Origin of the sequence: Lysinibacillus xylanilyticus (genome assembly GCF_001183605.1) — a bacterium.
Taxonomy (GTDB): domain Bacteria; phylum Bacillota; class Bacilli; order Bacillales_A; family Planococcaceae; genus Lysinibacillus; species Lysinibacillus xylanilyticus.
Genome location: NZ_LFXJ01000005.1, coordinates 1826522 through 1853481 on the forward strand (window position 1 = coordinate 1826522; position 26960 = coordinate 1853481).

General features: G+C 35.4%; 25 protein-coding genes and 1 riboswitch. Of the genes, 7 read left to right on the plus strand and 18 right to left on the minus strand.

What is annotated here, in order from left to right:
- Window positions 1-112 precede the first annotated feature (112 nt).
- Window positions 113-1021: a VanZ family protein gene (locus ACZ11_RS11790; protein WP_049666275.1), complete on the plus strand. Its 909-nt coding sequence runs from the start codon at window positions 113-115 to the stop codon at window positions 1019-1021.
- 663 nt (window positions 1022-1684) lie between these two features.
- Here ACZ11_RS11790 and ACZ11_RS26600 read toward each other — a convergent pair.
- Complete coding sequence (locus tag ACZ11_RS26600; protein ID WP_049666276.1) at window positions 1685-1834, minus strand: hypothetical protein; 150 nt, start codon at window positions 1832-1834, stop codon at window positions 1685-1687.
- Window positions 1835-1998: 164 nt separating this feature from the next.
- A riboswitch (cobalamin riboswitch) is annotated at window positions 1999-2189 on the minus strand.
- Window positions 2190-2350: 161 nt separating this feature from the next.
- On the opposite strand from ACZ11_RS26600, the gene ACZ11_RS11800 reads away from it, so the two are divergent.
- The 4 genes from ACZ11_RS11800 (at window position 2351) to ACZ11_RS11815 (ending at window position 5443) form a co-directional block, all read left to right on the plus strand.
- A complete protein-coding gene (locus ACZ11_RS11800; RefSeq protein ID WP_049666277.1) occupies window positions 2351-2923 on the plus strand; it encodes a TetR/AcrR family transcriptional regulator in 573 nt (190 codons plus the stop codon).
- A 17-nt stretch (window positions 2924-2940) separates the two neighbouring features.
- On the plus strand, window positions 2941-3339 hold the full coding sequence (locus ACZ11_RS11805) for a DUF5367 domain-containing protein (RefSeq protein WP_049666279.1): 399 nt from the start codon (window positions 2941-2943) through the stop codon (window positions 3337-3339).
- A gap of 60 nt (window positions 3340-3399) precedes the next feature.
- A complete protein-coding gene (locus tag ACZ11_RS11810) occupies window positions 3400-3762 on the plus strand; it encodes a VOC family protein (protein WP_049666280.1) in 363 nt (120 codons plus the stop codon).
- A 748-nt stretch (window positions 3763-4510) separates the two neighbouring features.
- The gene (locus ACZ11_RS11815; RefSeq protein ID WP_049667173.1) at window positions 4511-5443 is read left to right on the plus strand and encodes a C40 family peptidase; all 933 of its coding nucleotides are present in this window, start codon (window positions 4511-4513) and stop codon (window positions 5441-5443) included.
- 102 nt (window positions 5444-5545) lie between these two features.
- On the opposite strand, the gene ACZ11_RS11820 is transcribed toward ACZ11_RS11815, so the two are convergent.
- Together ACZ11_RS11820 and ACZ11_RS11825 are read right to left on the minus strand one after the other, a co-directional pair.
- Window positions 5546-6931, minus strand: a complete 1386-nt coding sequence (locus ACZ11_RS11820; RefSeq protein ID WP_049666282.1) for a UDP-N-acetylmuramoyl-tripeptide--D-alanyl-D-alanine ligase — start codon at window positions 6929-6931, stop codon at window positions 5546-5548.
- A gap of 146 nt (window positions 6932-7077) precedes the next feature.
- Window positions 7078-8472, minus strand: a complete 1395-nt coding sequence (locus ACZ11_RS11825) for a UDP-N-acetylmuramoyl-tripeptide--D-alanyl-D-alanine ligase (protein ID WP_049666283.1) — start codon at window positions 8470-8472, stop codon at window positions 7078-7080.
- 149 nt (window positions 8473-8621) lie between these two features.
- On the opposite strand from ACZ11_RS11825, the gene ACZ11_RS11830 reads away from it, so the two are divergent.
- On the plus strand, window positions 8622-9827 hold the full coding sequence (locus tag ACZ11_RS11830) for an ATP-grasp domain-containing protein (RefSeq protein ID WP_201778527.1): 1206 nt from the start codon (window positions 8622-8624) through the stop codon (window positions 9825-9827).
- A gap of 105 nt (window positions 9828-9932) precedes the next feature.
- On the opposite strand, the gene ACZ11_RS25220 is transcribed toward ACZ11_RS11830, so the two are convergent.
- The 8 genes from ACZ11_RS25220 to ACZ11_RS11870 all read right to left on the minus strand — a co-directional run bounded on the left by ACZ11_RS25220 (window position 9933) and on the right by ACZ11_RS11870 (window position 18763).
- The gene (locus ACZ11_RS25220) at window positions 9933-12209 is read right to left on the minus strand and encodes a YheC/YheD family protein (protein ID WP_082172761.1); all 2277 of its coding nucleotides are present in this window, start codon (window positions 12207-12209) and stop codon (window positions 9933-9935) included.
- A gap of 272 nt (window positions 12210-12481) precedes the next feature.
- A complete protein-coding gene (locus ACZ11_RS11840; RefSeq protein ID WP_049666287.1) occupies window positions 12482-12913 on the minus strand; it encodes a lipocalin/fatty acid-binding family protein in 432 nt (143 codons plus the stop codon).
- Window positions 12914-13088: 175 nt separating this feature from the next.
- A complete protein-coding gene (locus ACZ11_RS11845) occupies window positions 13089-13424 on the minus strand; it encodes a DMT family transporter (RefSeq protein WP_049666288.1) in 336 nt (111 codons plus the stop codon).
- Between the two features lie 14 nt (window positions 13425-13438).
- Complete coding sequence (locus ACZ11_RS11850; protein WP_049666291.1) at window positions 13439-13765, minus strand: DMT family transporter; 327 nt, start codon at window positions 13763-13765, stop codon at window positions 13439-13441.
- Between the two features lie 5 nt (window positions 13766-13770).
- A complete protein-coding gene (locus ACZ11_RS11855) occupies window positions 13771-14301 on the minus strand; it encodes a TetR/AcrR family transcriptional regulator (protein ID WP_049666293.1) in 531 nt (176 codons plus the stop codon).
- A 196-nt stretch (window positions 14302-14497) separates the two neighbouring features.
- The gene (locus ACZ11_RS11860; protein WP_049666296.1) at window positions 14498-15766 is read right to left on the minus strand and encodes a DUF5068 domain-containing protein; all 1269 of its coding nucleotides are present in this window, start codon (window positions 15764-15766) and stop codon (window positions 14498-14500) included.
- Window positions 15767-16290: 524 nt separating this feature from the next.
- Complete coding sequence (opuFB, locus tag ACZ11_RS11865; protein ID WP_049666298.1) at window positions 16291-17805, minus strand: osmoprotectant update ABC transporter permease/substrate-binding subunit OpuFB; 1515 nt, start codon at window positions 17803-17805, stop codon at window positions 16291-16293.
- Window positions 17798-18763 carry an ABC transporter ATP-binding protein gene (locus ACZ11_RS11870; RefSeq protein ID WP_049666300.1) on the minus strand — a complete coding sequence of 322 codons (966 nt, stop codon included), beginning with the start codon at window positions 18761-18763 and terminating at the stop codon, window positions 17798-17800. Before ACZ11_RS11870 ends, opuFB begins: the two co-directional genes overlap by 8 nt.
- A 726-nt stretch (window positions 18764-19489) precedes the next feature.
- On the opposite strand from ACZ11_RS11870, the gene ACZ11_RS11875 reads away from it, so the two are divergent.
- The gene (locus ACZ11_RS11875; protein ID WP_236690844.1) at window positions 19490-20215 is read left to right on the plus strand and encodes a glucosaminidase domain-containing protein; all 726 of its coding nucleotides are present in this window, start codon (window positions 19490-19492) and stop codon (window positions 20213-20215) included.
- A 171-nt stretch (window positions 20216-20386) separates the two neighbouring features.
- On the opposite strand, the gene ACZ11_RS11880 is transcribed toward ACZ11_RS11875, so the two are convergent.
- Genes ACZ11_RS11880 through ACZ11_RS11910 form a run of 7 tightly spaced genes read right to left on the minus strand, consistent with a single transcriptional unit; the run spans window position 20387 to window position 26847 of the window.
- A complete protein-coding gene (locus tag ACZ11_RS11880) occupies window positions 20387-21199 on the minus strand; it encodes a C40 family peptidase (protein ID WP_049666303.1) in 813 nt (270 codons plus the stop codon).
- Window position 21200: 1 nt separating this feature from the next.
- Window positions 21201-21980, minus strand: a complete 780-nt coding sequence (locus ACZ11_RS11885; RefSeq protein ID WP_049666304.1) for a serine hydrolase — start codon at window positions 21978-21980, stop codon at window positions 21201-21203.
- 9 nt (window positions 21981-21989) lie between these two features.
- Complete coding sequence (locus ACZ11_RS11890) at window positions 21990-22922, minus strand: S66 peptidase family protein (RefSeq protein WP_049666306.1); 933 nt, start codon at window positions 22920-22922, stop codon at window positions 21990-21992.
- Complete coding sequence (locus tag ACZ11_RS11895) at window positions 22919-23866, minus strand: ATP-binding cassette domain-containing protein (RefSeq protein ID WP_049666307.1); 948 nt, start codon at window positions 23864-23866, stop codon at window positions 22919-22921. The genes ACZ11_RS11890 and ACZ11_RS11895 overlap by 4 nt, the downstream gene beginning before the upstream one ends.
- On the minus strand, window positions 23856-24911 hold the full coding sequence (locus ACZ11_RS11900; RefSeq protein WP_276525229.1) for an ABC transporter ATP-binding protein: 1056 nt from the start codon (window positions 24909-24911) through the stop codon (window positions 23856-23858). The genes ACZ11_RS11895 and ACZ11_RS11900 overlap by 11 nt, the downstream gene beginning before the upstream one ends.
- A 14-nt stretch (window positions 24912-24925) precedes the next feature.
- Window positions 24926-25900, minus strand: coding sequence for an ABC transporter permease (locus ACZ11_RS11905; RefSeq protein ID WP_049666311.1), 975 nt, complete (start codon window positions 25898-25900; stop codon window positions 24926-24928).
- Window positions 25900-26847, minus strand: coding sequence for an ABC transporter permease (locus ACZ11_RS11910; RefSeq protein ID WP_338048296.1), 948 nt, complete (start codon window positions 26845-26847; stop codon window positions 25900-25902). Before ACZ11_RS11910 ends, ACZ11_RS11905 begins: the two co-directional genes overlap by 1 nt.
- Window positions 26848-26960 lie beyond the last annotated feature (113 nt).

The window sequence follows — 26960 nt, forward strand, 5'->3', positions numbered from 1 at the left end:
TTTCTTGCTAAAATAAACTAGTCAAATTATTTAAGAAGTTATGTTGCAATGGGTTTAATTCAAGAGGATTTCCATGGCAGATAAAATATATATTATTCTAAAGAGGTGTAAAATGAATTTAATTAATGAAGGAGAAAAGAAATTTACTAAACGACAAATTATATTACTCACATTAATAATAGGATATTATTTACTTTTAATAATGGCTACCACATTTGGTCGTCCAGCTGAGAATATCTTTGTGAGAACAATTGATTTCGATGTACTGAGCGCGTATCAACAAGCATGGAATCAATTTTCATTTAATTCTTTTTTTCATATTCTTGTTAATATAGGTATGCTGTTTCCGTTAGGGATTTTATTACCTTTATTTAGTGAAGTTTTTTTAAAAGCAAAATGGATGTTAATAACTTCAATTACAACAACTTTATTTATAGAAACTCTTCAATTTATAACACTTCGTGGAAGTGCGGCACTAGACGATTTACTTCATAATACGATAGGAATGATGTTGGGGTATTGTATATTAAATATAGTTCTTATTCTTTTTTTAAAAAAGGAATCACACACACAAATAATCAAATATTTAATCTTACCCGTTGCAGTAAGCTTCGTCGCACTTGGAATAATTATTTCGTATCAAATGAAGGAATTTGGTAATATGCCATTTGATCCTTATGGAAAAACAGATATGTCTCATGTCACTATAAAAACATCACTAGAGTTAAGTGATGAAGGTAAAAAAATGCCTATTTACGATCCCAAAGGTCAAAAAGTGCGAGATGTCGAAATTATTTCTCCAAAAGAAGCATTTCAAAAACTGAAACAAGGAGACATTTATCCTATGGGACCTTTCGGCGCGGGTGAAGAATTTGAAGGTGAGACATTAGACATTATAGAGTATAATTTAGAGTACTATACTGATACAAAAGGTTTTGATCACCCTGCATATATTTTTCGCGTGCAGTTAAAAGATAATAACATAATTCTTACGACTCCACCTATTTCCGCGAGTAAATAATGTGAATTTTATTATTTTGTATATATGATAATCAGGGTTGCCGTCGAGTTAGATGGTTCAGGTGTATTTTATTATTACGCTAACGGGGTACGATAGTTCGTAAGCCCGTATTCAAATAACGAATATAAAAAAGCAGCACCTCCCGGTACTATAAACGTATCAATCAAATGAGGTGCCTTTCGTATGCTACGTAAGCCCGAAATATAAAAATATGCGCACCTATCACGGTACGCACAACGAATGGCTATTCAGACCTTTCTATTGTAACCCAAGCTAATAACGTTACCAACTGCTTATTCAACTAAACTGCTTCGTTAGTTGAATAGCAACAATCTTTTCAAAACAGCCTTTAGAAAATAACCTATATCTTTTATTACTTAGAGGTTTAAGAAATAGGCTTGAATTTATATTTAATAATTGATATAAGCTCCTATTGAATTACCGCAACATTAGATTGATTAACGAACAAATTAGTTGTGTAGTAAATAGGGTCATTTGTGGTAAAAAAGAGGATAGATAGAGCGAATTTATTTAAGCTCTTCTATCCTTTTAATTTCTATACATATAATGTGTGACATTAAATAAGAATTCACTATTTAAAATAGTTTCAGCTTATAACTTGACTTTTAATAAAAATTTAGTCTTCCTATGTTTTCATTCATATTATTTATCTGTTTGTTCTTGCTTCTTTTTCAAATACTCCGCACGTATTTTTTCAAGTTGCTGCTTTTTATCAAATATGGCGGGCTTGTGTTTTTCATGATACTTTGTCACAGCTACCTTACCTTTGGTATCCAATTGATATTTCCCCACTTTGTTCACCTACTTTTCTTGTCCTTAAAGAGAATCTACTCAACAAATATAATATACCTTATTTTACTAAAGTAAACCTTATTAGTGTAATGTTAACCCTGCATTTATCAACGTTTATAATAGACAACCAAATAAGCATCCAAGCCCTATCCTCGTAGGTTTTTTGGATGTACAAGATAAGGGCAGGTCTCCTGGCATATGTTCATCAAACTTTTCACCTTCCCATTACAATGCGTAACAGTGGTTTTTTGATACGTCCTCACATTTACAGTTGCGGGACAGCATCGGATTTACATCGATCTTTCCTTTTAAACAAATCGAATTTATGATTTGTACCTCTATCTTATTATTCCGTTTTTATTATTATACCATAGTATCTGGTATTATTGAGTGCTTCTATTATTTTCAATAGGCTCAGGTATCATCTGTTGCTAAAATGAACTTGTAAAATAAAGGATATTTTGTTATTTTAGAGTTAGTTATCCAACTAACTAATAACAAAGGAGGTGTAAATGGATGGCCAAACCTACTGGTATCGAAAAGTCAGATTTATTAACTGCTGCGAAGCAAAGTTTAGTAGAAAGAGGGATTGAAAAATTTACATTAAAGGCTGTTGCTGAGCAAGCTGGTGTGACACAAGGAACTATTTATTATCATTTCAAATCAAAAGAGCAAATAATTCTTGAAATTGTCCAAGACATCTGTGAAAATTCTTGGAATGAGATTTTGACGACTGATCAACAAGTGATTCAATCTGCACTTCTCTCTGCAAAAAGTCGATATGAAAACGATTCTTTTTATCATAAATTATTTTTCACTTTAATCGTCTTGGGCTTTAGTAACCCAACTATTAAACAGACAATTGGACAAATCCTAGCGTCAGAAAATGAACATTTATGTAACGTTTTAGAAAGATTATGGGATACATCACCCATTGATGGCGTTTCAATGGAAACTTGGAGCATTTTTTTCAATGCCATTATTGATGGTTTAGCTATACAAGTAATGATGAGGGACGATTTCGATGTAGATGCATTCTATCAACAATTAGAAAAAATCATTCAAACACTGCATCGTCTAGGAAAATAACTTGAGGAGGAACCACTATGTCATTCTTTTTATGCTGGGGTTTTGGGATTTGGCTATTTGCAAGTGCTGCGTTTCGATTAGTAGGGCAATACTTTTTTACCCTTGAAAAACCTTTTCTCATGATTGGTGCTTACATTTTAGTTATTCCGCTCATTTGGATATCGACAATACCTATTTATTCTTTGAAAAAAATACAAGGTACAGAGCGATTACTTGCTGCTATTTGTATCGTACTACCTGGAATGCTCATCGATGCAGTTGTATTGTTCTATTTCGACAATATTTTTCCGAACTTATCGGCTGATGCAGATCGTTATTTCGCCTCATGGCTTCTATTGGCCTATTCTCTAATACTTCTTACTGGTTTTACAAAGGCTTCATTCGTGAGAAAAAATACAATTCATTCGTCAAATTAAAGGATTTGGCATTATTATCCTAGAAGTAAGTATCGATGAAGAATTAAAGGGGGAGAAAAAATGGTTATAGGCTTACATCACGTTCAAATAACAATTCCAAAAGGTGAAGAGGAAAAAGGGAAACATTTTTACTGTCAAGTATTAGGTCTAAAAGAAATTGAAAAGCCTGATTCGCTGAAAGGACGAGGTGGATTTTGGTTACAGGTTGGCAATAAAGAGGTCCATGTAGGGACAGAGGATGGCTTTGATAGATTAACGACAAAGGCTCATATTGCCTATCAGGTTGAAAATATAGAGCAGTGGAAAAAAGCATTAGCTGAACAACATATCGAAATTTTCGATTCAGTTCCAATTCCTCATTTTGAACGTTTTGAATTTAGAGATCCATTCGGTAATAGAGTGGAGATGATTCAGGAAATTTAAAAGAAAACAGTTGAATAGAAGTTAAATTTCTATTCAACTGGCATGCTGTTTAAAGTATGATTCTTCCGCAACGTGTGGGGGCGATTTCCTGACAGACATTTTAACAAAATGTCATCCAATTTTTTAATTTTATCGGAACACTTTTACGTTTTATCGCCCAACTTTTTAGTTTTATCGATTAACTTTCGCGTTTTATCACCCAACTTCTGAATTTTATCGACATCCGCTTTCCAAAGAGCAAAAAAAGAATCATCCCACTAAGCTGTCAGTTAAATCGTAGGTATAATGAGGGGTGGGAAACAGTTCGACAATCGCGCCTCGTAGCCTTGAACGACACTCCCTCGCTCCTCAATATAGATATCCTTGGTCATTTTGTTTTCCAACCGTTATTTATCGCTAGACCCCAATGATGTGATAGTCTGAATATCACTAAGTACTCCATAGTTAGTGTATAGGTTGATGATTGTCGTTTCCCCCTGTTAATGCCTCTTTCCACCGCTTAGAAATGCCTGTACTGCCTGCCCCTATGACCTTTCGATTCTACAACACTTCACCCTACTGAAACATTTGTAATATAACTGTAAATTAAGGCTATGAAGCCCTTTATATCAGGTGTTTACAGCGATTTCCCATTCGCTGTGGTAACAATTTCCTCGAAGAAGCCCTACTTTTTCATGCTACGATTAATTCCAATGGCAAGCCAAATCAGGATTAATCCTAACAAAAAGCTTCAGGAGGAATTTACAACATGAATAAACGATTTTTAACTACAACATTAGCATTGACGATAGGTTTTAGCGCAGTGGGGATGGTACAACCAACTGTTCAACCCATAGAAGTAGAGGCTGCAACAACAAATGCCCTGAATAACACACAAGCAGTTAATGCGAAAGCAGATCAACTAATTCAAACTGGAAAAAGCTTAATTGGTAAGGCGACATACAGCAATTCCGTATACAAGGCTACATATCCTTATAAGTTTTCTTGTGCTTCATTTATTATGTACATTTTCGAGAAGAATGGGGTAGACATTGGAACTTATAATGAGGATTATATGTTACAGCAAGGAACAGCTGTTAGCAGAAACCAATTACAAAAAGGTGATTTACTATTCTTTAAGAGTAAAAAAACTGGGACAGACCCTGACCACGTTGGTATGTATATCGGGAACAATAAAATGATTCATATGGCTGATTCTAAGCAAAATATCGTTATTTCTGATTTAAACGGCAAACCATATTATAAAGATAATTATGTAGGGGCTCGTAGAGTATTACCTACATTACTTTCAGCTAATCCTGCAACGAAAGGCGATAAAATTGTTGAAAACGCCTTTAATTATAAAAATAAAGTAACTATGAGCTCTACAAATAATGAAGCAAGTCTTCGCTTTACAGCGCCAGGCTATGTAGACTTCGTCTATCGTAAAAGTGGAGTTAAACTTGGTGCAACCAATGTAAAGGAACTAATGAATGTTGGAACAACGGTATCACGTACCAATTTAAAAAAGGGTGATTTAGTGTTCTTTAATAGTGTTAAAGGCTCTAAAACTCCTTCACTAGTTGCTATCTATGCAGGAGATCAACGTATTATCATTCCAAGCTCTAGTGGTATTACTACAAGAGTACTAATGGTTGATTATTATAAAGAGCATTATATTACAGCGAAACGTGTTTTTTAAGAAAGTTTACTAGAATCATTTCAAATGCTCCAAATTTAAAAAGATCAACACAATTACATGTTTTGAAAAAAGAAGCTTTCCATAAGGAAGCTTCTTTTTCTATTATTTATTTTTTAACTGATTCGCAAATTCTATCATAGATTTGCTAGACATAGGACCTTTAATAAGTACAATGGTTTCACTATCGAGCTTATTCTTTAGTACTTCTAAAACTCCTGTAACATCTTTAAACATATGCACATCTGCTTTCGTGCCTTCCTTCAACGCTTGGTTCGCAATATTTTCTGCTCTTTTGCCAATCGTAATAAGCGTATCGATATTTCTTTTTGCGACCATTGTGCCAATCTCACGATGATATTTCTCTTCGAAATTTCCTAATCTCTTTATGTCACCTAAAATAAGAATTACTTTTTTCCTTTTTCCTATCGTATCTAAAACCTTCAGTGCTGCTTCAACAGAAGTCGGGTTATTTGTCCAAGTATCATCTACTATAGTACATTCACCGATGCCTGAAGAAAATTCTAAGTGCCTTGCCATCGATTTGAACGTTTTTAATTGTGAAATTGCGACAGCAATGGAAAGTCCCATTTCCTTTACGGCAGCTATAGCTGCTAATGCATTATATACTTGGTGTTCTCCGTATCCAGGAACAAACAAATTGTAATTACCATTTTCTACTTTTAGTACAAATTTCATGCCGCCTTTTGCGAATTTGATATTCGTTGCTTGATAATCTGACTTTTCGTGAACGCCAAAGGTAATAACCTTCCCTTTAAATTTATTCAGGGGGATCTTTTTAATGTTTTCATCATCACCATTAATGATTAATGTGCCATCTTTTCTTATTCCTTCTACAATTTCAGCCTTTGCTTTTATATAGCCATCAAGATTAATACATCCATCTAGATGATGGACTCCGATATTCGTAATGATACCAATCGTAGGCTGATAGATCATACATTGGTGTTTAATATTCCCTATATTCCCCAGTCCTAATTCAAAGATTGCTGCTTTTGTATTCTGATTGATTCCAGTCAAGTAGGGTAAGGATTGCCGTGGCTCATTTTTACTGCTGACAGATGCTTGAACATTCCATTCCTTACTAGCTATGTGTTTAATCATTTCTTTTGTTGTTGTTTTACCACATGTTCCAGTCAAAGCAACGACAGGTATTTGAAATAGATTTCTGTAATAATCCATGAATTTCCAATATGACTGCACAATACTCTTGACGCGTATAACGGTCGTATTCTTCAGCGCATTTTTCAATTCCTCTGATGATTTATCAGAAATGACTAGAGATGGACCTTTTCGATCTATTTCTTGCCAGTTGATTGTATCATTTCTACTAACAAACATAAGTGTATTATTTTGGGTCAGTTCATGTCGGTTATAATAAATTGCTTGTTTAACAGACCAGAGTTCAGAACCGCTTATTAATTCTCCTTGTAATAATTTTCTTATATCGCTCACACTAATATGTTGCAAGTTAACTACGCCCCCTTCCTATAATGTACATTTCTGAATAAATGAGTTAATATGACCATGCTTCTGCATTTCTAGCAATTGGCTATATGCATGCTCAATCTAGTAAATGATGAAAAATAACATTTATTTAGGTGAATAGCAATAATCTATTCGGAAGTAGATGATTTTTTTATTTTTAAATCATCTGCCAACTTAGAAACTTCTTTACTATACATGTCTCCTTTAATGAAAATGATAGTATTTTCATCTACAAGTTTATCTAACAATTTATAGACGAGCGTACTATTTTTAAAAATATGAACAGGTGAAGTAAGGCCTTCCTCAATAGCATGAACCGCCATAATGCTTGCATGTTCTCCTATCGTAATGAGTACATCGACCCCAATTTGAGCAATTAATTCTCCTGCTTGCTCGTGAATAATATATCCCCAAGACCCTAAATCTGTAATCGTCCCAATAATGGCAATCTTTTTCTTGCCTTCTCCGAGCGCATTCAAAACCTTTAATCCTGCCTCCAAAGAAGTAGTTGTAATATTCCATGTATCATCTATTAATACGGAATTATTAATGCCCTTAAACACCTGAAGCTGCTTATTCAATTTTCGGAATGATTGCAGTTGTTCAGATGCCAAAGAAATCGGCAAACCCATTTCATAAATAGCTGCAATCGCAGCAAGTGCATTATACACTTGGTGCTCGCCAAAACCTGGTACATATATTTCATAGAGTTTCCTATTGTGATGAACGTTAAATAGCATACCGTTTTTGTAGTAGCGAATATTACTTGCTCGAAAATCACAGGATTGATGCTTACCTACTTTAATAATACGTCCTTGAAACTTCGATAAATCTATTTTACTTGTGTTGATATCATCAGCATTAAGGATTAAAGTGCCTGTAGGACTAATAATGTCCAGCATTTCACCCTTTGCTTGGATATATCCCTCTAAAGTTTTACAATAATTTAAATGATGTGCTCCTATATTTGTAATAATCCCAATAGTCGGCTTGAAATATTCCCCCGCAAGTGTGATGTCCCCCGGTGAACCAACAGCAGTTTCAAAAACGGCTGCGTCAGTATGATCATCAATATTCAGTAAATATTGCAAAGAAGCAGTTCTAGAATTACTACTTAGTGGCGTGGATACTACATTTTTTTCTGCAGAAAGTATATGTTTGATCATCTCTTTTGTTGTCGATTTACCAGAAGTACCAGTAATGGCTACGATTGGGATATTAAATTGATTGCGATAAAAATTTATAAATTTCCAATAGGCCTCATCTATATCTTTTACTTTAATGATGATTATTTGCTCAGGTATTTCTTTTTGACTGTATAGTCTATCAGTTACAAGCACTATAGGATAAAGTGACTCAAAGTCTTTCCAGTTGACAATAGGCTTATTTGTAAAAAGGGCGGTATTTGGTCTTTTGACTTGCTTCAGTCGATATGCGCCATGTTGAATCAATACTTCCTCCGACCCTTGCACTAAATGGCCTGCAGTTATTGCTTTTAAATCCTGCACCGTAAGAGGCTTCATAATATTTTCCCCTCCTTTCCTCTCTAGTATATGTAACTTCTTAAAAGTTGCTTGGATGTATACGAGATACTTAACTAGAGGAAAGCTATTTCTTCGCATATATATATAGTTGATTAAGCATCTAAGTAACAATAGAAGGAGTGATATACCTGAAAACGATTATATTCATTGGCGCAAACAAATCCGGGTCAAGTCGTGAAGCAACAAGAGCAGCAGAAAAATTAGGTTATTTTACTGTACTTTTTACTAACAACGAAAAGCAATTACAGCAGAGAAATACCTATCCAGATATTCATAAAATGATTCTTATTGATACTTCGAATATAGATGACATGAAAGACGAAATATTCAATTTATCTAAAAAAGGGTTCGAAATAAAGTCTATCGTTAGTTTTGTTGATCCATTTGTTCATATTGCCTCAATTTTATGTGATGAATTTTGTGACAACAAAACATCTTCAACAGCTATTGAAATGATGGAGGATAAAGAGAAAACTAGAAACTTTTTAAAGAACCAGCCTTATTCTCCGAAGTTTTTTCTTCTCAAGCCAAATGAGCCCGTCTCTAATAACATAGAATTTCCACTTATTGTGAAATCTCCAAAATCAACAGGGTCCAAAGATGTTTTGTTAGCCAACGACTCAGGTCAACTGTTGAAACACCTGAGCTATTTACGAAGCAAAAATCCTCTTGAAACAGTTATGGTAGAAGAATATATCGAAGGTCCGCAATATTTAGTAGAAGCACTTGTCTATAACCGACAAGCAAATGTCATCGGTATTATTGAACAAGAAATTACTCAAGGTAAACGTTTTATCATTACTGGTTATGGTGTTCTCGTTAAAGCACCAAAAGAAATTCAAACCGGACTTGAAGAAGTACTCCAATCAATTGTTAAAGAGTTTAACATCGAAAATGGTGCACTGCACTTAGAGCTCCGTTTAACAAAAAATGGATGGAAGCTTATCGAGATTAATCCGCGAATCTCTGGTGGAGCAATGAATACTATGCTTCACGCCGCTTTTGGATTTAATTTAGTAGAAGAAACACTTAAATTATTTTTAGGTGAACGCCCCGATATCAAGCCAAAGCATAGAAAGTTTGTCTATACAAAATACGTCATTGTTGAAAGTAAAGGTATTTTAGAAAAAGTTATTGGAAGAAATAGAGCAACTAATTCACCAGGAGTTGTGGATGTATATGTGAAGCCGAGAAGAGGGACATTGCTAACTCCTCCTTTATCGATGGGACATCGGTATGCATATGTAATTGCGGAAGGCGCAACATTAGCGGAGGCTAAAAATAAAGCCATTACCGCCGCAAAAGAAATTAAGTTCATTTTAAAAGCATCTTAGATTTAGGATACTTTCTGAAAATGCTCATATTCGATGATTTATTTAGCCAAAAAAATATCCCGAATAATTGTTCCTTCAAAAGGGCAATTACTCGGGCTTTTTTATTTATTCTTGATATTTTTGATCTAAAAATTTAACCGTATCAAACATATTTGTTTTACTAGCACCCTTTACCAAAATGGTATCGTGTGGTTTTATGACTTTCTCTAAGAGTGCATGCAATTCATCCTTATTGAGAAAATGATAAATTTTAGAAGGATCCATCCCTTTTGCCTTCGCTGCTGCTCCCATTTCCTCCGTTCTAAAACCATAAGTGATGAATAAATCTATGTCTTGCTCATAAATGTATTCGCCCACTTTACGATATTCCTCTTCCCTCAAATCCCCTAATTCTCGCATTTGACCAATAATAGCAACTTTACGTTTCTTCGCTATATTTGTAAGAACATCAATAGCAGCACGTACGCCCTGAGGGTGAGAGTGAACAGTATCGTCAATTAGTGTAATGTCATCGCGACAGTTATAAATTGTTAATCTTCGTGGTGGTTTTTTGAAATTTAGCCCTGCTTTAATAACTTCTGGACTAAACCCTAAATAATCTGCAACCGCAACGGCATTAAGTGCATTATAAACATGATGTTCTCCTAAAATCGGGATATACATTAAAGTTTCCTGTCCATGCAGCTTTATTTTAAAGGTCATACCGATGTCTTTATATTGAATATCATAAGCTTTATAATCCGCAGTTCTATGAACACCAACTGTTAAGACTTTCCCTTTAAATTGCTGTGTCTCTAAATACTTAGAATTATCATCATCCTTATTTAGGATTAATAAACCGTTTTGGTCCATCCCATGTATTAATTCCGATTTTGCCTTGGCCACTCCTCTTATATCTCCATCAAAGTTGCCCACATGAGCTAAACCGATATTTGTAATAATACTAATATTCGGTTGAATAATGCTACAGTGGTTCGTTATGATTCCTGGATAAGCCATCCCGTACTCTAGTACAACAGCCTCATGTGAAGCATTAATCTCTTCTTTATGTTTTTTCGTATGCTCTGTTGTATTCCAATAATCTTTTGACTCGAATATATTCCATTTCTGCGATAAAACGGATGCCAGAAATGCTTTTGATGTCGTTTTTCCAGCACTGCCGGTAATCGCGATAATCGGTATAGCCTTTTCTTCTGGTAAAGCCTTTTCTTTCGCTAATGTCTTTTCTTTGGTTAATGTCTTTTCTTTTGCTAAAGCCTCTTCTACTGAAGCGTCTTCTACTAAAGCCTTTTCTTCTGCTGAATCCTGATTTTTCTTCTGTTGCCTAATCTCCCTTTTAATTTGCTTCTGGTTCTTAGCAAGGTACATTGCATACTTTATAGTATTGATGACTACATCTAATTCTAAATAAAAAGCAGGAGGGCAACCTGGTCGCCAGTTTACTTCATACATCCAAATTTTTCTTTGCTCATCTAAGCCTACATCAATGCCAATTTCATCAATAACTTCTCCGAATTGTTCCTTCTGTATTTCATCTAAATGTCGAGCTAATGATAAGGAAAAGTGCTCTAACATACGTCTAATATCATAAGCTTCTTCTTTAAATTCTTGCTCTAAAAAAGGATCTAAATAATTTGTAAAACCACCATTGTTAATATTAGGTATAATCGAGCCATTTGGTGCAATTCGCGGATAAATCGTTGTTATAACCCATTTACCTTCACCGTTTTTTTGAACATGAAGACGAAAATCATAAACTTGACCTGATTTTGTTACGGATTGGATATAAGGCTGCACGATAAAGGTGCCTGTAGAAAGTTGCCCTCTAATTAATTCATCTAGCTGTGGCTGTGAATAAATAGTAGTTTCCCTATCCTTCTTTACCTCAAAGTTAGTTCTTCCCACTTTTGAAATAAAATAGATTCCTTTTCCCTTCCGACCATCTATCGGTTTAAATACGACTTTTTTATAATAAGCCATAAAATTATGGAGTAAACTAACATTTTCCACAACCTCTGTTGGAATTAAATAACTCTCAAATTCCTTTGCTTCTTTAAGTCGCTTCATCACATTCCATTTATTACCTATAGAATGAGTTGTAAAAGGTATTTCCTTTTTCAATTTCTCAATAATGTCCTTTGATACCGATAATTTTTCTGGACTTCCTGCATTGTATATAACATCTGGGAAGGGCAACATTTTTTCATGCCAATCACCATTTTCATATACCTTTCCTCTAATGGAACGTTTATCAAAGTCAACGCTTTTTGGAGTAAAGTAAAAAAATTGAGCCCCTTCGGCTTGTGCAACGGCCGCAAAAGCATATGACTTAAGAACAGTTCTAGGATCTAGCCGATGATGCAGCATTCCGATAATTGTCATTCATTAATCTCTTCCCTTCATAAAATTCTCTCTTTAATAAATTCAATGAATACAGCGTGTACCTAGACAGATGCTCTAATTTTTATGTTATTTTAGTAATATCAATTATGCATCGGCATAATTGCCCGCTGCCGCTACGCTATCGCACAGATAAATTGCCACAGGACGTGGCGTTCTTAGACTGAGTTCCTCTATTTCAGCGGATGTCTTTTGTACCGAAAGCGTAGCGACAGCTACAGATGTTTGAATACCCGCTGAAATAAATTAAAATTTCACCATTTGGGCTCAATAATAAATTTCCTTTTTAGCATGTCAGGCTTTAATAACTGAATTGCAGATATACCACTTAATTCAATGGATTTTTCTGAGGATGTTCGCTCTAATCGGACAACCTCTGCCGTCAAATTCGTATCATTCCCTTCATAATCATAGGCTCGCAAAAGCGAAACAGTACCTCGACAATGTTCTCTATCAATAGCCTCTATGCGAAAAAACTCTGTTTCAAACTGCTTTACCGTATCCATTAATCTTAAATGAGTACCGTCGTGTGTTATTAAAAAAAAGGGAATCGTATCATTTCCCACTATTTTCATAAGCAGCTGACCAAAATATTTAGAATGAAAATCCTTTATGATATCCTGGAGTGTTTTTATGTCGTAGAGCGCTTCACATAGAAAATGTTTTTTTGTGTTTTCATTATTCATTTCCCCAGCCCTCCTAAGTCTTATGAGCTATCCTTAAACTTTGAAACAAATACAAACATATTTAACACCTCTCGCTATAATATGTAGCACTTAGGAATATGACGACCTTTTTCATAAATAAGGATTCTACAAAAAAAAGAAAACGTCCATTTTGGGACGTTTTCTTTTTTGGACGTTACGTTGTCACATTGTGTTGGTCTCCCTGATTTAGAAGAATAACACCACCAATGATAAATACAATGCCTAAGGCTGAGTAAAGATTAAGAATATCTCCCCATACAACGATTCCGACAACCACTGTTAATGCTGTACCTATACCAGACCATATGGCATACGCAAGGCTTAATGGTAGCGTTTTTAAGCATAGGGACAATGAATAAAATGAAATGCCATATCCCAATACGACAGCTATAGATGGACCTAGAATTGTAAATACCTCTGAAAACTTGAGCATCGTTGTTGCAAATACTTCACTGACGATGGATAACGCTAAAAATAAATAACCCTTCATTTTCAAATTCCTCCTTAGTGTCCACTACCAGCAAGATTTAGAATAACCACACCGACAATAATTAATAGAATGCCCATAATTTTTTTTAGATTGAATAATTCCTTATAAAAGACTATACCGATTATCGCCGTTAACGCCGTTCCTATCCCTGCCCATATCGCATAGGCAGTGCCAATTGCTAAAGATTGTAATGTTAGAGAAAAGAAATAAAAAGCTGTTCCATACCCAACCACTACGCCAATTGACGGGAATAATCGTTTAAAACCATTTGTTAGTTTCAGCATCGAGCTTGCAAAAACTTCTGAGATTATTGAAATGAATAAAAAACCAAAAGCACTCATGTATGTTAGTCCTTCCTTGTCATGTACATTAATTGTTCAAAGACACCTTTTGTTGCTTCATCAGAAATCGGTGCTATATTTAATAACTGTGAATAATACAATCCATCAATCGTTAACCGAATCAAATGGACAACGGATTGCTCCAAGCCATCTTGGAACAACTCGTCTAGTAAACATTCATATATTGTTGAGATGACTGAATGGTCATTTTGCATAATTTGAATCGCAATATTTAAAGCTGCCCCACTCGCAAGATCTTTTTGAGAAGCTAAAATAAATGCTCTCGTTAATCTCCCTGTCCCTTGCTCAAGGCTTACGAAATGTTCATAGGATTGTATAACCTCGTTCATAATCGTTTCAGCGATTGCTGTTTGAAGGGTATCCTTCGTCTTAAAATGATACAGTAAACCACCTTTGCTAATGTTCGCACTACTAGCAATTTTATCTAAAGTTAAAGTACTTAAATCATTGTCCTTTAAATATTGAATTGCCATTTGGATAATATGTGAACGTTTTAAATCTGCTTTTGATGACATACAATCGTCCCTTTCCAAAAATAAAAAACCGTCTGGACGGTCTTTTTTTATTTTAAAGCTATTATTTCACATCGTCAATTACATTGTTAAAACGTTTCGAAACCCGAATAGCATTTTCTTTTCGAACATTATTTTGTAATTTATTCTTTTGTGGCCAAGCTAAAGCCCTCTCAATTAGTGAGAGGGCTCCTGTATTTTATTTCGGTAATGTAAACGTTTCTTTTTTACCTTTTGAAGTATCCTCTGATCCTTTATTTCGAATTGGACCTAATTCAATATCAAAAGCTTTATCTTTCCATATTTTTTCATACTGCTCTTGATCTAAAACGAATACTTGTAATAGCTCGCCAGTTTCACCAGCTTTAATAACGTCATTATACTTGTAATTTAATAGCATACCTTCGCTTAATAAATATTGCATGCCATCATTGACTGATAGTTTCGAAGACATAGAAGATAAGCCAATTTCACTTGTCGCTTTATTTTCTAGCTTAAATTTCACTGTTAATAAAGTGACACCATTCGTGAAATTAGAGAAACGAGGAGCTTCCACCTCATTAGGTGTAAATTGTGTAAACTGATACCCTTCTAGAATAGCATTTACATCCCCTATTTTCTTACTTTCATTGATGTCGCTTTTTTCCTTCGACATCTTCTTTTCACCCATATTGTCCATTGTTACTTTATCTTGATAAAATGACGAATTACTTGATACTTTTTTCGAACCACCCGTATTTAAAGCAAGATTAAATCTTCCTTCTGAACCAATAGTAGCGTCATATTTTTCTTTTTCAGTTAGCGGTACTGGAACCATTACTGTTACTGTCCCTAGTTCATTAATTTTTGCTAAATCTGTCTCACCGAATGGATAAGCGATATACCCCGTTACCTCTTCACCGGCTTTTAGCAAATAGTCTGTTTTGTAGTTTAGTTTTGTTGGTAATTGATCTTCTTCTGGAATCAAATCTTTATAATTCGAATAATCTTTATTTGCACCCGTAAATGTAACATTTAAACTAGGCATGTAATAAACATCTTTATCCATGTCATTCTTCACCGTATATTTAGCTAAAATGACGCCACCGTTTGTTTCTTCACCAAATGGAATATTAAAGTCTGTGTGGAAATCTTTTAATTCTACTACTGAATATGCATCAAGCGAAATTGAAACATTCTCCATTTTATGTACTTGGGGTTCATTGTTTTCAAAAAGAACTTTAGTTTTCCCTTGAGTTTCCTTTTCCATATAAGAAATTAAGGAAGCAAAGTCAGCTGAACCTTTAGTTGATTCTTGATCTTTTTTAGGTTCTTCCTTTTGGACTTTATCTTTATCTTGTCCTTTTTCCTCTTGTGTTTTCTTTGGTTCATCATCTTTCTTTGATTCGTCCCCGCTTTTTCCACAACCACTAAGAATGATTGAAGTTGATAAAATTAACGAAGACATTAAAAATAAACTCTTTTTCATTTCTTCCTCCAAATTGTATCTCTATAAATTTCTTGGCTCAACTGTAAAAACGAATGATAAAAGCTATTTTTTTGAGCTGATACCCATTTTAATCCATATTTATATCCAAAACAACTTTAACTGGAAGAAATTGTACTATCGAAGTGATGAGCATCCAAATATTGTTTATTGAATAATTCTATCTTATTTTTCATTTTCCATTATTTCTCATATTCATTCTTTTTCGAGGTTATTCCTTTGAATATTAATTATTATAGTACTAAAAAAACTATATAGCCCTTAGTTGTCAGATAAAAAGTATAATATACCCAAGAATATAGTCACAGGTGAAATCAAGTATTATCACCTTATCGTGATTGACGTTGTCGCTTCGTTTTTACGCAAATATATCCTCTTACAGATACGTTCAAGTTAAACTAAACATTTTGCCTTGGCTCTCTTCAAAATCCGAGACAAAACAAACAAGAAGCTAGATAAAAGATAAACATCTCTTTTCTAGCTTCTTGTATTACATGATTTTCTTCTTATAATAGTCCTGCCTTTATTAAATATTCGCGTGCCACGTCTTCAATGTTTTGACCTTCTACATTTACTTGATAATTCATTTCGCGCATCTCATCATCTGTTATTTGATTTGCCAACTTATTTAAGGCTGTTTCTATCTCAGGATATTTTTCTAGCGTCTCTTTCCTTAGTAAAGGAGCTCCTTGATAAGGTGGAAATAGTTGCTGATCATCAGTCAAAACTTGTAGATTATATTGACGTATTTCACTATCCGTTGAGTACGCATCTAATAAATCTATATTCCCTGATTCGATCGCCTGATATCTAAGCTTTGGCTCCATTGTTGTTATGTTAGAAAGCGTGATACCGTAACGTTTTTGAATGCCCAAATAACCATCTTCTCGATCATTAAATTCCAATGTGAAGCCTGCTTTTATCGATTCTTGAATAGGCTTAATATCAGAAATTGTTTGCAAATGATAGGTATCCGCTATCTCCTTTGATACTGCCAATGCATACGTATTGTTATATTTCATCGGACTAAGCATCACCATTTCAAATTTATTCATCATTCCTTCTTTCGCCTGATTATAAACATCCTCCTGATTATTATTGATGGCTTCCTCTTTTAAAAACTCTGAAATTGCCGTTCCAGTAAATTCAGGATAAATATCGATGCTGCCAGATTTAAGTGCATTAAATACAAAGGAAGTTTTACCAAGTCCAGGTTTTAATTGCACCTTTAAGTCGGTTTCATTTTCAATAAGCAATTTATACATATTAATTAAAATCTCAGGCTCAGAGCCAAGCTTACCTGCAATGACAATTTCTTCTTTCTCTTTGAAGTTTAGTAACGGGAAGATAATCATTAATACTGCCACAACACTAATAATACTTAATGCTGTGATAGTTTTTTTAAACGACAGTAATTCTAGTTTTTTTAGTAAGAAATCGAACACTAATGCTAAAATCGCCGCAGGTACTGCACCTAAAATAATAAGTGCCGTATTATTTCGGTCAATTCCAAGCAAAATGATATCCCCTAAACCTCCAGCCCCGATTAATGCTGCTAATGTTGCCGTTCCGACGATTAATACCATAGCTGTTCTAATTCCTGCCATGATAACAGGCATAGCAAGAGGCAATTCTACTTTCACTAATCGTTTTCGAGTATTCATTCCCATCGCCATCGCTGCTTCTTTTAAAGACGGATCTACTTCGTTTATCCCAGTAAATGTATTACGTAAAATCGGAAGAAGTGCGTAAACAACTAAGGCAATAATTGCAGGTACTTTTCCGATGCCGAACAATGGAATCAATAATCCTAATAACGCTAATGAAGGAATCGTTTGTAAAACAGCACTAATACCAATAATACTTTCTGCTATTTTCTTTTTATTCGTTAAATAGATTCCTAGAGGAATAGCAATCACCACTGCAAAAAATAGTGCAATGAAGGAAATTTGAATATGCTCTACTAAAGACGCTATTAGCTGGCCTTTTCGTTCACTAAACACATCAAGAAAATTAGCCATTTAAATTACCTCTTTCTAAGGAATCATGTGCTAAATACTGAAGCATGGATGCTCTCGTGACAATGCCAATTATTTTCCCGTTCTCTTCCACACCTATACATTCATCATGAGCTAATTTTTGAAGAATGGTGTTCAAAGAATCCTTGGAAGAAATGATGTTCTCTCGATTTCTTTGATAAACCTCATCAGCAATTGGTTCAATTACAGCTTGGATATGGAAAGTATTTATCCCATACTCTTTTATCCCAACAAATTCTCGAACGAAATCATTAACGGGATTTTGTATGATTTCATGAGGAGTACCAATCTGTACGATTTCTCCATCCTTCATTACACATATCCGATCGCCTAATTTTAAGGCCTCTTGCATATCGTGCGAAACAAAGACGATCGTTTTTTGTATCGTTTGCTGAAGCTCAAGAAGGTCATCTTGTAATTTTGTACGGCTAATCGGATCTAAAGCACTAAAAGGCTCATCCATTAAAATGATTTCGGGATCAGCTGCTAATGCACGAACAACACCAACTCTTTGTTGCTCACCACCAGAAAGCTCTTTTGGCTTGCGCTGACTATATTTATCGGGTTCAAGTCCAACCATTTCTAATAACTCACGAACTCGTTGCTGGATTTGCGGTTTACTCCATTTCTTCAATTCAGGCACAACAGCTATATTTTCTTCAATCGTCATATGGGGAAAAAGCGCAATTTGTTGAAGGACATAGCCGATATTCCATCGCAATTCATGTATGTTGTAATCACTAATTCTTTTACCGTTAATTCGGATGGTTCCTTCTGTTAAATGAATTAATCGATTAATCATCTTTAATAATGTTGTTTTTCCACAGCCACTAGGTCCAATAAGAACAAAAAATTCCCCCTTGTTGATTTCTAAATTAATAGCTTTCACCGCGATTTGGTCATTTACATATTTTTTTGTGACATTTTCAAATGCTATCATTGTATAAGCTCCTTTTAATAACGCTTCTCAAGAATCACACATTCTTTCCGTAAACTCACTATATTAAATATATATTGTTAAAAAACTACAAAAGGGGTCGACTAGGGGCATACAATGGTCGCTTCTTTCCAAACAACTACTTTTAGCATGGAACGAAAATCACCTTCAACATTCGTAAAACTTTGACCACTTTGGCAACAATATATTCATTTAATGTTTATTAGAAATAAACTACTATTTTAATCCTCTTCATGTCATATACGTAAAGCATAGTAGGTCTAGAACTAACACTTTTTACAGATACATCGTGTTACTATATATATTTCACTATCTTAAGTCATTTCAAACTTATTTTTTTGTCTTATATCATAACATTTGTCCTCTTGACTCTCTACTCTATTTATCTCATAATTTCCATAGAAAATCGTATACTGTTTTTAAGTAATAAAGATTTCCTTTGAAAATGAATAGCTTCAAAATGTTTATGCAACTAAATTTAAATGATCTTTCATTTCTAAAATAGCTGGAAAATAAGGAACTAAATGAGGGGTTTTTTCGTTCTATGAATGATGTACTCAAATAGACATGACTTTATTTCTATTTATGACTCTGTATAATTAGAAATATATAAAACTTTGTTATTGAAAAGAAAGGAGGAAGGGAGATGTTGTAATCTACCAACATCAATGAACAATGAAAAACTTAATTAATTTTTTCAAAGGACTTATGATTACTGTTGTTGTTATCTGTATTTCGTTTTTTATGGTGACACAGTTTTTCAATACTCATGAAACTACAGAGCCTGTAGTTGTCGATGATAGCCCTAGTGTAGAAGAGTTTATTGGCTCTATTGCAGAAATTGCTAGGAAACAAGGTGCTGAAAATGACTTGTATGCATCGATTATCATTGCGCAAGCCGTGTTAGAAAGTGAGTATGGACAAAGTGGTCTTGGATCTGCTCCAAATAACAATTTATTTGGTATGAAAGGTAGTTATCAAAATAACTCCGTAACATTGGAAACATCTGAGGATGATGGTTCAGGTAATATGACAAGGGTGATGGCTGCATTTCGCAAATACCCTTCCTATGAAGCTTCCATACAAGATTATGTGAAATTAATGCGTAATGGTGTTTCCTGGAACAAAAATTTCTATGCAGGAGTTTTTAAAAGCAATGCGAAGTCTTATACAGATGCTACGAAATTTTTAACAGGCTCCTATGCAACAGATTCACAATATAACGAAAAGCTTAATGCAGTGATTGCAAAGTATGATTTACAACAGTATGACAGTCCTGTTAAAGATAAAAAAACAATTACCGTAGCTGATGGAGACTCTCTTATGCATATTGCAGAGGCTCATAATGTTAAAGTTACCTCCATTAAACAATGGAATCAGCTTCGTTCTGATAGACTTGAAGCCGGTCAACTATTAAATATTTATAAATATTAACGTAAAAAATCTCCATGTGTAATTGACATGGAGATTTATTTTTTATTTCCCTATTCATCTCAAAAATTGAAAAAGAGAAGCCAAGTTAAAGCTTCTCTAACTTTTTATGCCGCTACAGAAAACTCTTGCCGCTGTCGCTTCGCTTTCGCGCAGAAAACATTTGCTGTTGCTTCAGAATAAGCTACCAACAGCGGTAATAGATATTGCCAAATCTTTTCTATATTGCTGATGCTGTTCGTCCAGACTGTTTATATTAACCTCGTTCCCACCAAGCGAAGAATGTACGTAAAGGTTGTCGCCTATATATAAAGCAATATGTCCTGGGAAGTATAATAAGTCTCCCTTTTGTATATGCTCTAGGGATATTTCCTTGATAGGAAAACCTTCAACAATATTGGCATCGCGATAAATATATACCCCGTTTAGCATATATGCCATTGAACATAGACCTGAGCAATCAATACCTAGCGGCGATTTTCCTCCCCATCGATAAGGTGTTGCTAAATAACTCAGCGCTGTTTGGACAACATTTTCTCGTAATTGTTGCTCAGATAAGCTGTTATCTGGAATTTTATCTTGTAGCCATTTTCTACGTACATAACCGATTTCCCCAGACACTAATTGCACTGCTGCCCATTCAGGATCTAGCTCGTCAATGACATTCGAACAGATGATTGAGCCTTTAACGAGTGTCATCATTTTCGCACTCTGAATTTGAGGCTGTTGCAAAATGTCAGCGAAGCTTTGGTTAATAAAATGGTTTGCCTCTTGTAGCCAGGTTTGCGTATTGGCTTCATCCACTAGTAAGTTATCCTTCTGGCAATACCCTTCATAGCGATAAGCGGTTTTTATAAGTACCCAGCTCTCATCTATGTCTTCCATGATTTGAACCGTCATTCCGTATAGTACCTCATCCACTAATTCTGAAGCTTCATCTGGCTTTTCGTGTAAATTCGCAATCATGGACGTCACAATGGCATTCATTCTATATCTCCTTCCGCTTCACCAAATAATCATATACAACTTTGGAAATACGACCAATTAGCTGCCTAGCATGATCATTATTAGTAACCTCTGTGATAAAAACGCCAATAAGATAATCCCCAGAGCTGCTATATACAATTCCAACATCATGATCTACCGTATCAAGACCACCTGTTTTGTGAGCAAGTTTGACTTCATCTACTAAATAACGCTTTAGTGATTCGTGTACACGTTGACGACTTAAAATATCTATCGTTAGATCACTAAACGCCGAAGATAACAAGTCCCTGCGATAAATTCTTGAAAATAGCAGTGCCATATCACGTGCTGACGTAGTATTATCAAAGCCTTTTGCTAGTCTTTCGAAATCCATCATCTTACGTTGAACTGTAGTTTGCAGAAGTCCAATTTCACGAAAATATTGATTGAGTGTATCCATCCCAAGAAAATCGATTAGTACATTTGTTGCTGTATTATCACTCGTAATAATCATCCATACTAAAAGCTCATAGATGGTGCTTAGCTCTAAGCGTTGCTCACTAATAACACTAAAATCAACCCATTCTTCAGGTGCTATCATAATCTCTTGCTCTAATGATAGGTTGTTGTTTTCTACATAATTCAGAACAGCAAGTAGTATAGGCACTTTAATTAAGCTAGCACTGGAAAACGTGTCTTCTATTTTTTCACTAATATAAAAATGCTCCGTTTTACAATCTTTCACAAACATATGCACTTTATAGGGTGCTTTTTGAAGAATCTGTGTAATCGTTTGCTTCATACTTCACACCTACTCTATAACTTTTATCATTTGATTCTCCGTGTCCATTGTAATAGTTCGACCTAATGGCAGTGACATCGTTGGTAAACAGTGGCCACAAGTAATGTCTTTAATGATAGGAATATTGAGTGGACCTAAAATTTCTTGAAAAATTGTTTGTAGTGATAAGCTATGCTCCGGATGTTTTGGATTTTCAGGACCACAATTTGTCCAAGCCCCTAATAAGATACCTGCCACCTCATCTAGTTTGCCCGCCAATTTTAATTGAGTAAGCATCCGATCAACACGTTGCTCACTCTCGTCTACATCCTCTAAAAATAAGATTTTGCCCCTTGTATCAATTTCATAAGGTGTCCCAAGAGATGCTGTAACTAGTGTTAAGTTCCCACCAATAAGCTGCCCTGTTGCTTTTCCATCAGCAAGCGTTGTCATTGTACGTCCAGGTGGATTTTCAAGGTAATAGTCCGTACGTTCCGTTGCTGTTACACTTTCGATAAAGGATTTCCAAGTATATTCATCCATCTCCGGCCGAATAAATTCTGTAGAGGGCATTGGTGTATGATACGTGACGAAGCCGCATTGTTGGTTAAAAACGATATGTAATGCCGTCACATCGCTATAGCCAGCAAATACTTTTGGGTTTGCCTTAATCATATCGAAATCTAGAAGTGGTAAAATTTTCGTCGCTCCGTAACCTCCACGTATGCAGAAGATGCCGTCAATGTTAGAGTCGCTAAACATTTGATTAACTTCACATGCTCTTAATTCATCGGAGCCTGCTAAGTAACCATGCCTTGCTCGACATGTTTCCCCAGCAACAACTTTAAAACCTAACTTTTCAATACTTTTAACGGCAGGAAGAAATTTTTCAGGCGGGGTTGCACCTGAAGCACTTATCAGACCAATTGTGTCACCTTTTTTCAATGCCTTTGGTCGAATCATTTGCTTACCTCCATTTTTAGTGAAGTTCGGTATCTTTCTAATTCCTCTTCATTGGCCAATACAAAGTGACCCTCCTCTATTTCGAAAAATGACGGCGGCTGAATGTCATAGTTATGCTGTGACGGATCATAGATTTCTATGATTTTATCACGCTCTTTATAAGGATTTGGCTCAGGTACTGCCGATAATAATGCCCTTGTATATGGATGAAGGGGGTTAGAAAATAGCTTTTCTGTCTCAGCTAGCTCAACAATTTTACCTTTATAAATAACAGCAGTTCTGTCCGTAATAAATCGGACTACAGATAAGTCATGAGCAATGAATAAATAGGTTAAATCATTTTGCTGCTGTAGATTTGCTAATAAATTTAATACTTGTGCACGAATGGATACGTCTAATGCTGAAATTGGTTCATCCGCAATAATAAACTCTGGCTCCATTACTAGTGCACGCGCAATGCCGATACGCTGACGCTGTCCTCCTGAAAATTCATGTGGGAAGCGACTAGAAAACTCTGGTAATAACCCTACATTTAATAATGCATCGCGTACCTTCTGTTGACGATCAGCCTCATTTTTAAAGTTTTTTGTATTAATAAGTCCCTCTGAAATAATATAGTCTACCTTTGCGCGTTCGTTTAGCGATGCCATAGGATCTTGAAAAATCATTTGGATTTTTTGTGTAATTTCTCGATCCCACTCTTTCAATATTTTGCCATTTAGCTTTTTACCGTGATACAGTATTTGTCCTTCGGTTACTTCATTGATACGCATAATTGCACGGCCTATCGTTGTTTTTCCAGACCCTGATTCACCTACTAAACCAAATGTTTCACCTTTAAATATATCGAAACTGACATCATCAATAGCTATAAATTTATTTTTGCCTTTCCCAAAAACAACTTTTAAATTTTTCACCTCAACTAATACTTCATTATGACTCATGCGCGTATCGTCTCCCTTCTTCGAAAAAGGCTTGTAGCGCTTCAGGAGGCTCTACTTTCGGCGCAAGTGGATCTAATAGCCAAGTACGAGCGTAATGTGTGTCACTTACCTGGAAAAATGGTGGGCGCTCGACAAAATCAATCTTTAATGCATATTGATTGCGAGGTGCAAATGCATCTCCTTTAATTTCTTGAAAAAGATTTGGTGGAGTACCCTTGATGGAATAAAGCTGCTCCCCTTTTGAGCCTAGTTGTGGTAATGAAGAAATGAGTGCCCATGTATAGGGATGCTTGCCATTAAAGAAAATTTCATCTGTCTTTCCCACCTCGATGACATCACCTGCATACATAACTGCAATACGATCGGCAACTTTCGCGACAACGCCTAAATCATGCGTTATATAAATGGTTGTTAGTCCATATTTTTGTTGAAGATTTTTTAAAAGCTGCAAAATTTGTGCTTGGATTGTTACATCTAATGCAGTTGTTGGCTCATCACAAATTAAGATTTTAGGTTTACATGCTAGCGCAATAGCTATTACAATTCGTTGACGCATGCCACCAGAAAATTCGTGAGGATATTGCTTATAACGCTTTTCCACATCGTGAATACCAACATCTTTTAACAATTTCAAGGTTTCTTCGTATGCTACTTTGCCCTTTAAATTCTGATGTAAAATAACACATTCCTCAATTTGCTTGCCAATCGTTTTCAGTGGATTTAATGATGTCATTGGATCCTGTGTAACCATTGCCACTTCTTTTCCACGAATGCTAAGCCACTCCCGCTCGGTTCTAAACTGCGCTAAATCCTGATCATTATAGATGATCTGTCCCTGATCAATGTAGCCATTTTTATCGAGCAAGCCCATAATTGATTTCATAAGAACCGATTTTCCTGAACCTGACTCGCCAACGATTGCAAGACTTTCACCTTTGTACAAATCGAGGGAGATATTACGAATGGCCGTTAACACTCTGCCACGAAGTGTAAATTTAATAACAAGGTTTTGGATGGTTAAAAAAGGTGATTTAGTTTGTGTCACTTCTATCATCCCCCTTATACGTGATTTTTCGGATCTGCTGCGTCTGCAAATGAATTTCCTATAATATAAAATGCAATCGTAATGACACTTAATACAATACTTGGAAAAATGAGCTGATATCTTAATTCTGGAGACATCATGAGCACTCGTCCTTCATTGATTAAATTTCCTAAAGACGGCTCACTAATCGGTAGTCCTAATCCGATGTATGTTAAAAATACTTCTGAGCCTATTGCAAATGGGATAGCTAGACTCATTCGTAACATAATGACTGAAATGAGATAAGGTAGAAGATTTTTTAAAATGATTCGATAATCGGGCGTTCCTAAACATTTTGAGGCTAAGTTATACTCACGATCACGCAAAATCACAATTTGATTGCGTATAAATCTTGCCATTTCTACCCAGCCGGTAATACACATGGCAATAATAATGGTTGAAATACTTGGTCGCAAAATATAAGACATTAATATAAGTACGATCGTAGTCGGTACGTTATCAACGACGTTGTAAAGCTGTGTGATGGGCACCTCTAATTTCCGTGAAAAGCCCCAAAGCGTACCTACTGTAATACCGACGATAGCCTCTACTAGAGCAACCACACAACCAATAAATAACGAGGTTCTCGTCCCTGCCCAAATACGTGACCATAAATCCTGCCCAATGGAATTTGTCCCAAACCAAAATTCAGCGTTCGGTGCAATATTACGTGCTTGGAGACCTGTCTGCTCATCTAAATATATTTCAGTCGGTGATTTTTGCGCTGGTAAATAAGGCTGTAAAATCGTAAAAGCTACGATAATAAGCACGCCAACTAATAAAAAGACAGCGATGCGATTTTTCAAAAAGGATTTCCATGTTGAACGCCAATAGGAATAATTAGAATAGGCTGTTTCTTCAGCTTGACGTTCATCTACTTCCGCAAACTCGAACAATGTTTCACGTGATTTGTTTGAAATATTGTTTATTTCCTCTGAATACATTCCCATTAACGTACACTCTCCCCTTTCCCAAATTTAATCCGCGGATCAACAAGGGCCATTGCAATATCACCTAAAATTAGTCCGATAATTCCAAGTGAAGAGAAAACAAGTACTAAGCCTTGTACAATCGTATTATCCTGTCGTTGTATAGCATCTACGAGTAAGCCCCCCATACCAGGAATGGAATATAAGGATTCAATGTAGATGGAACCTGTAATGGTAAAAAGAATAGTTGCTGGTAAATATTGCGCCATCGGAATAAAAGCGTTTCGTAGTACATGTTTAAACATTAATGTACGTTCTTTGACCCCTTTTGCTCTTGCTAGTTTGATATAATCCTTGTTGAGTTCATCTACCATATAACGCCTCATCCACATGGCATAGGATGCAGTCGGCGCAAGTGCCATTGAAGTAAGTGGTAAAATCCACGTAATAGGCCTATACTCATCAAAAAGCATTGGTAAATGAAAAATTTCTGTAATATACATTTGAATGACTAAATAATAGACGGCGGCTGGTACCGCAACGATAATGACAATATAGCCAGTCCCTAAGCGGTCCAACCAGCGTCCCTTCATCTGTGCCATCAATATTCCGAGCGGAACTCCGATTAGAAGCGATAGTGCAACCGCACCTAAACCAAAGAGCAAGGAATACATGATTTTATCTGCAATAATCGTGACAACTGGTACATCTGTCCGATATGTAACGGATTTACCTAAATCACCATGAACCAGCTTAGCGTAAAAATTCCCTAACTGTACAAGTAACGGGTCGCGTAAACCTAAATTCGTTAAATATACTTCCTGTTGTGCAGGTGACATTTTATTCGCTGCTGCCCCTAAATAACCTTCTTCTGGCATTAAACGAAGTAATGAAAAAACAATCGTAATAATAATAAATAGTGTTAAAACTGATTGTAATAAACGTTTACCTATATACCACAGCATCATTTCATCCTCCTTCTCCAGAAAGACTGAAGGAGATGCCGACTTTTTATTTCGGTATCTCCTTCATCATACTCACCGCTTTTGTTTTTTCTTGAATGTAGCAATGAGCTTCATGT

What these genes read in the sequence shown, in the direction of transcription:
- ACZ11_RS11790 (WP_049666275.1), top strand. Translation starts at nt 113, where the DNA reads ATGAATTTAATTAATGAAGGAGAAAAGAAATTTACTAAACGACAAATT.
- ACZ11_RS11800 (WP_049666277.1), top strand. Translation starts at nt 2,351, where the DNA reads ATGGCCAAACCTACTGGTATCGAAAAGTCAGATTTATTAACTGCTGCG.
- ACZ11_RS11805 (WP_049666279.1), top strand. Translation starts at nt 2,941, where the DNA reads ATGTCATTCTTTTTATGCTGGGGTTTTGGGATTTGGCTATTTGCAAGT.
- ACZ11_RS11810 (WP_049666280.1), top strand. Translation starts at nt 3,400, where the DNA reads ATGGTTATAGGCTTACATCACGTTCAAATAACAATTCCAAAAGGTGAA.
- ACZ11_RS11815 (WP_049667173.1), top strand. Translation starts at nt 4,511, where the DNA reads ATGAATAAACGATTTTTAACTACAACATTAGCATTGACGATAGGTTTT.
- ACZ11_RS11825 (WP_049666283.1), bottom strand. Translation starts at nt 8,472, where the DNA reads ATGAAGCCTCTTACGGTGCAGGATTTAAAAGCAATAACTGCAGGCCAT.
- ACZ11_RS25220 (WP_082172761.1), bottom strand. Translation starts at nt 12,209, where the DNA reads ATGACAATTATCGGAATGCTGCATCATCGGCTAGATCCTAGAACTGTT.
- ACZ11_RS11840 (WP_049666287.1), bottom strand. Translation starts at nt 12,913, where the DNA reads ATGAATAATGAAAACACAAAAAAACATTTTCTATGTGAAGCGCTCTAC.
- ACZ11_RS11845 (WP_049666288.1), bottom strand. Translation starts at nt 13,424, where the DNA reads ATGAAGGGTTATTTATTTTTAGCGTTATCCATCGTCAGTGAAGTATTT.
- ACZ11_RS11850 (WP_049666291.1), bottom strand. Translation starts at nt 13,765, where the DNA reads ATGAGTGCTTTTGGTTTTTTATTCATTTCAATAATCTCAGAAGTTTTT.
- ACZ11_RS11855 (WP_049666293.1), bottom strand. Translation starts at nt 14,301, where the DNA reads ATGTCATCAAAAGCAGATTTAAAACGTTCACATATTATCCAAATGGCA.
- ACZ11_RS11860 (WP_049666296.1), bottom strand. Translation starts at nt 15,766, where the DNA reads ATGAAAAAGAGTTTATTTTTAATGTCTTCGTTAATTTTATCAACTTCA.
- opuFB (WP_049666298.1), bottom strand. Translation starts at nt 17,805, where the DNA reads ATGGCTAATTTTCTTGATGTGTTTAGTGAACGAAAAGGCCAGCTAATA.
- ACZ11_RS11870 (WP_049666300.1), bottom strand. Translation starts at nt 18,763, where the DNA reads ATGATAGCATTTGAAAATGTCACAAAAAAATATGTAAATGACCAAATC.
- ACZ11_RS11875 (WP_236690844.1), top strand. Translation starts at nt 19,490, where the DNA reads ATGATTACTGTTGTTGTTATCTGTATTTCGTTTTTTATGGTGACACAG.
- ACZ11_RS11880 (WP_049666303.1), bottom strand. Translation starts at nt 21,199, where the DNA reads ATGAATGCCATTGTGACGTCCATGATTGCGAATTTACACGAAAAGCCA.
- ACZ11_RS11885 (WP_049666304.1), bottom strand. Translation starts at nt 21,980, where the DNA reads ATGAAGCAAACGATTACACAGATTCTTCAAAAAGCACCCTATAAAGTG.
- ACZ11_RS11890 (WP_049666306.1), bottom strand. Translation starts at nt 22,922, where the DNA reads ATGATTCGACCAAAGGCATTGAAAAAAGGTGACACAATTGGTCTGATA.
- ACZ11_RS11895 (WP_049666307.1), bottom strand. Translation starts at nt 23,866, where the DNA reads ATGAGTCATAATGAAGTATTAGTTGAGGTGAAAAATTTAAAAGTTGTT.
- ACZ11_RS11905 (WP_049666311.1), bottom strand. Translation starts at nt 25,900, where the DNA reads ATGGGAATGTATTCAGAGGAAATAAACAATATTTCAAACAAATCACGT.
- ACZ11_RS11910 (WP_338048296.1), bottom strand. Translation starts at nt 26,847, where the DNA reads ATGATGCTGTGGTATATAGGTAAACGTTTATTACAATCAGTTTTAACA.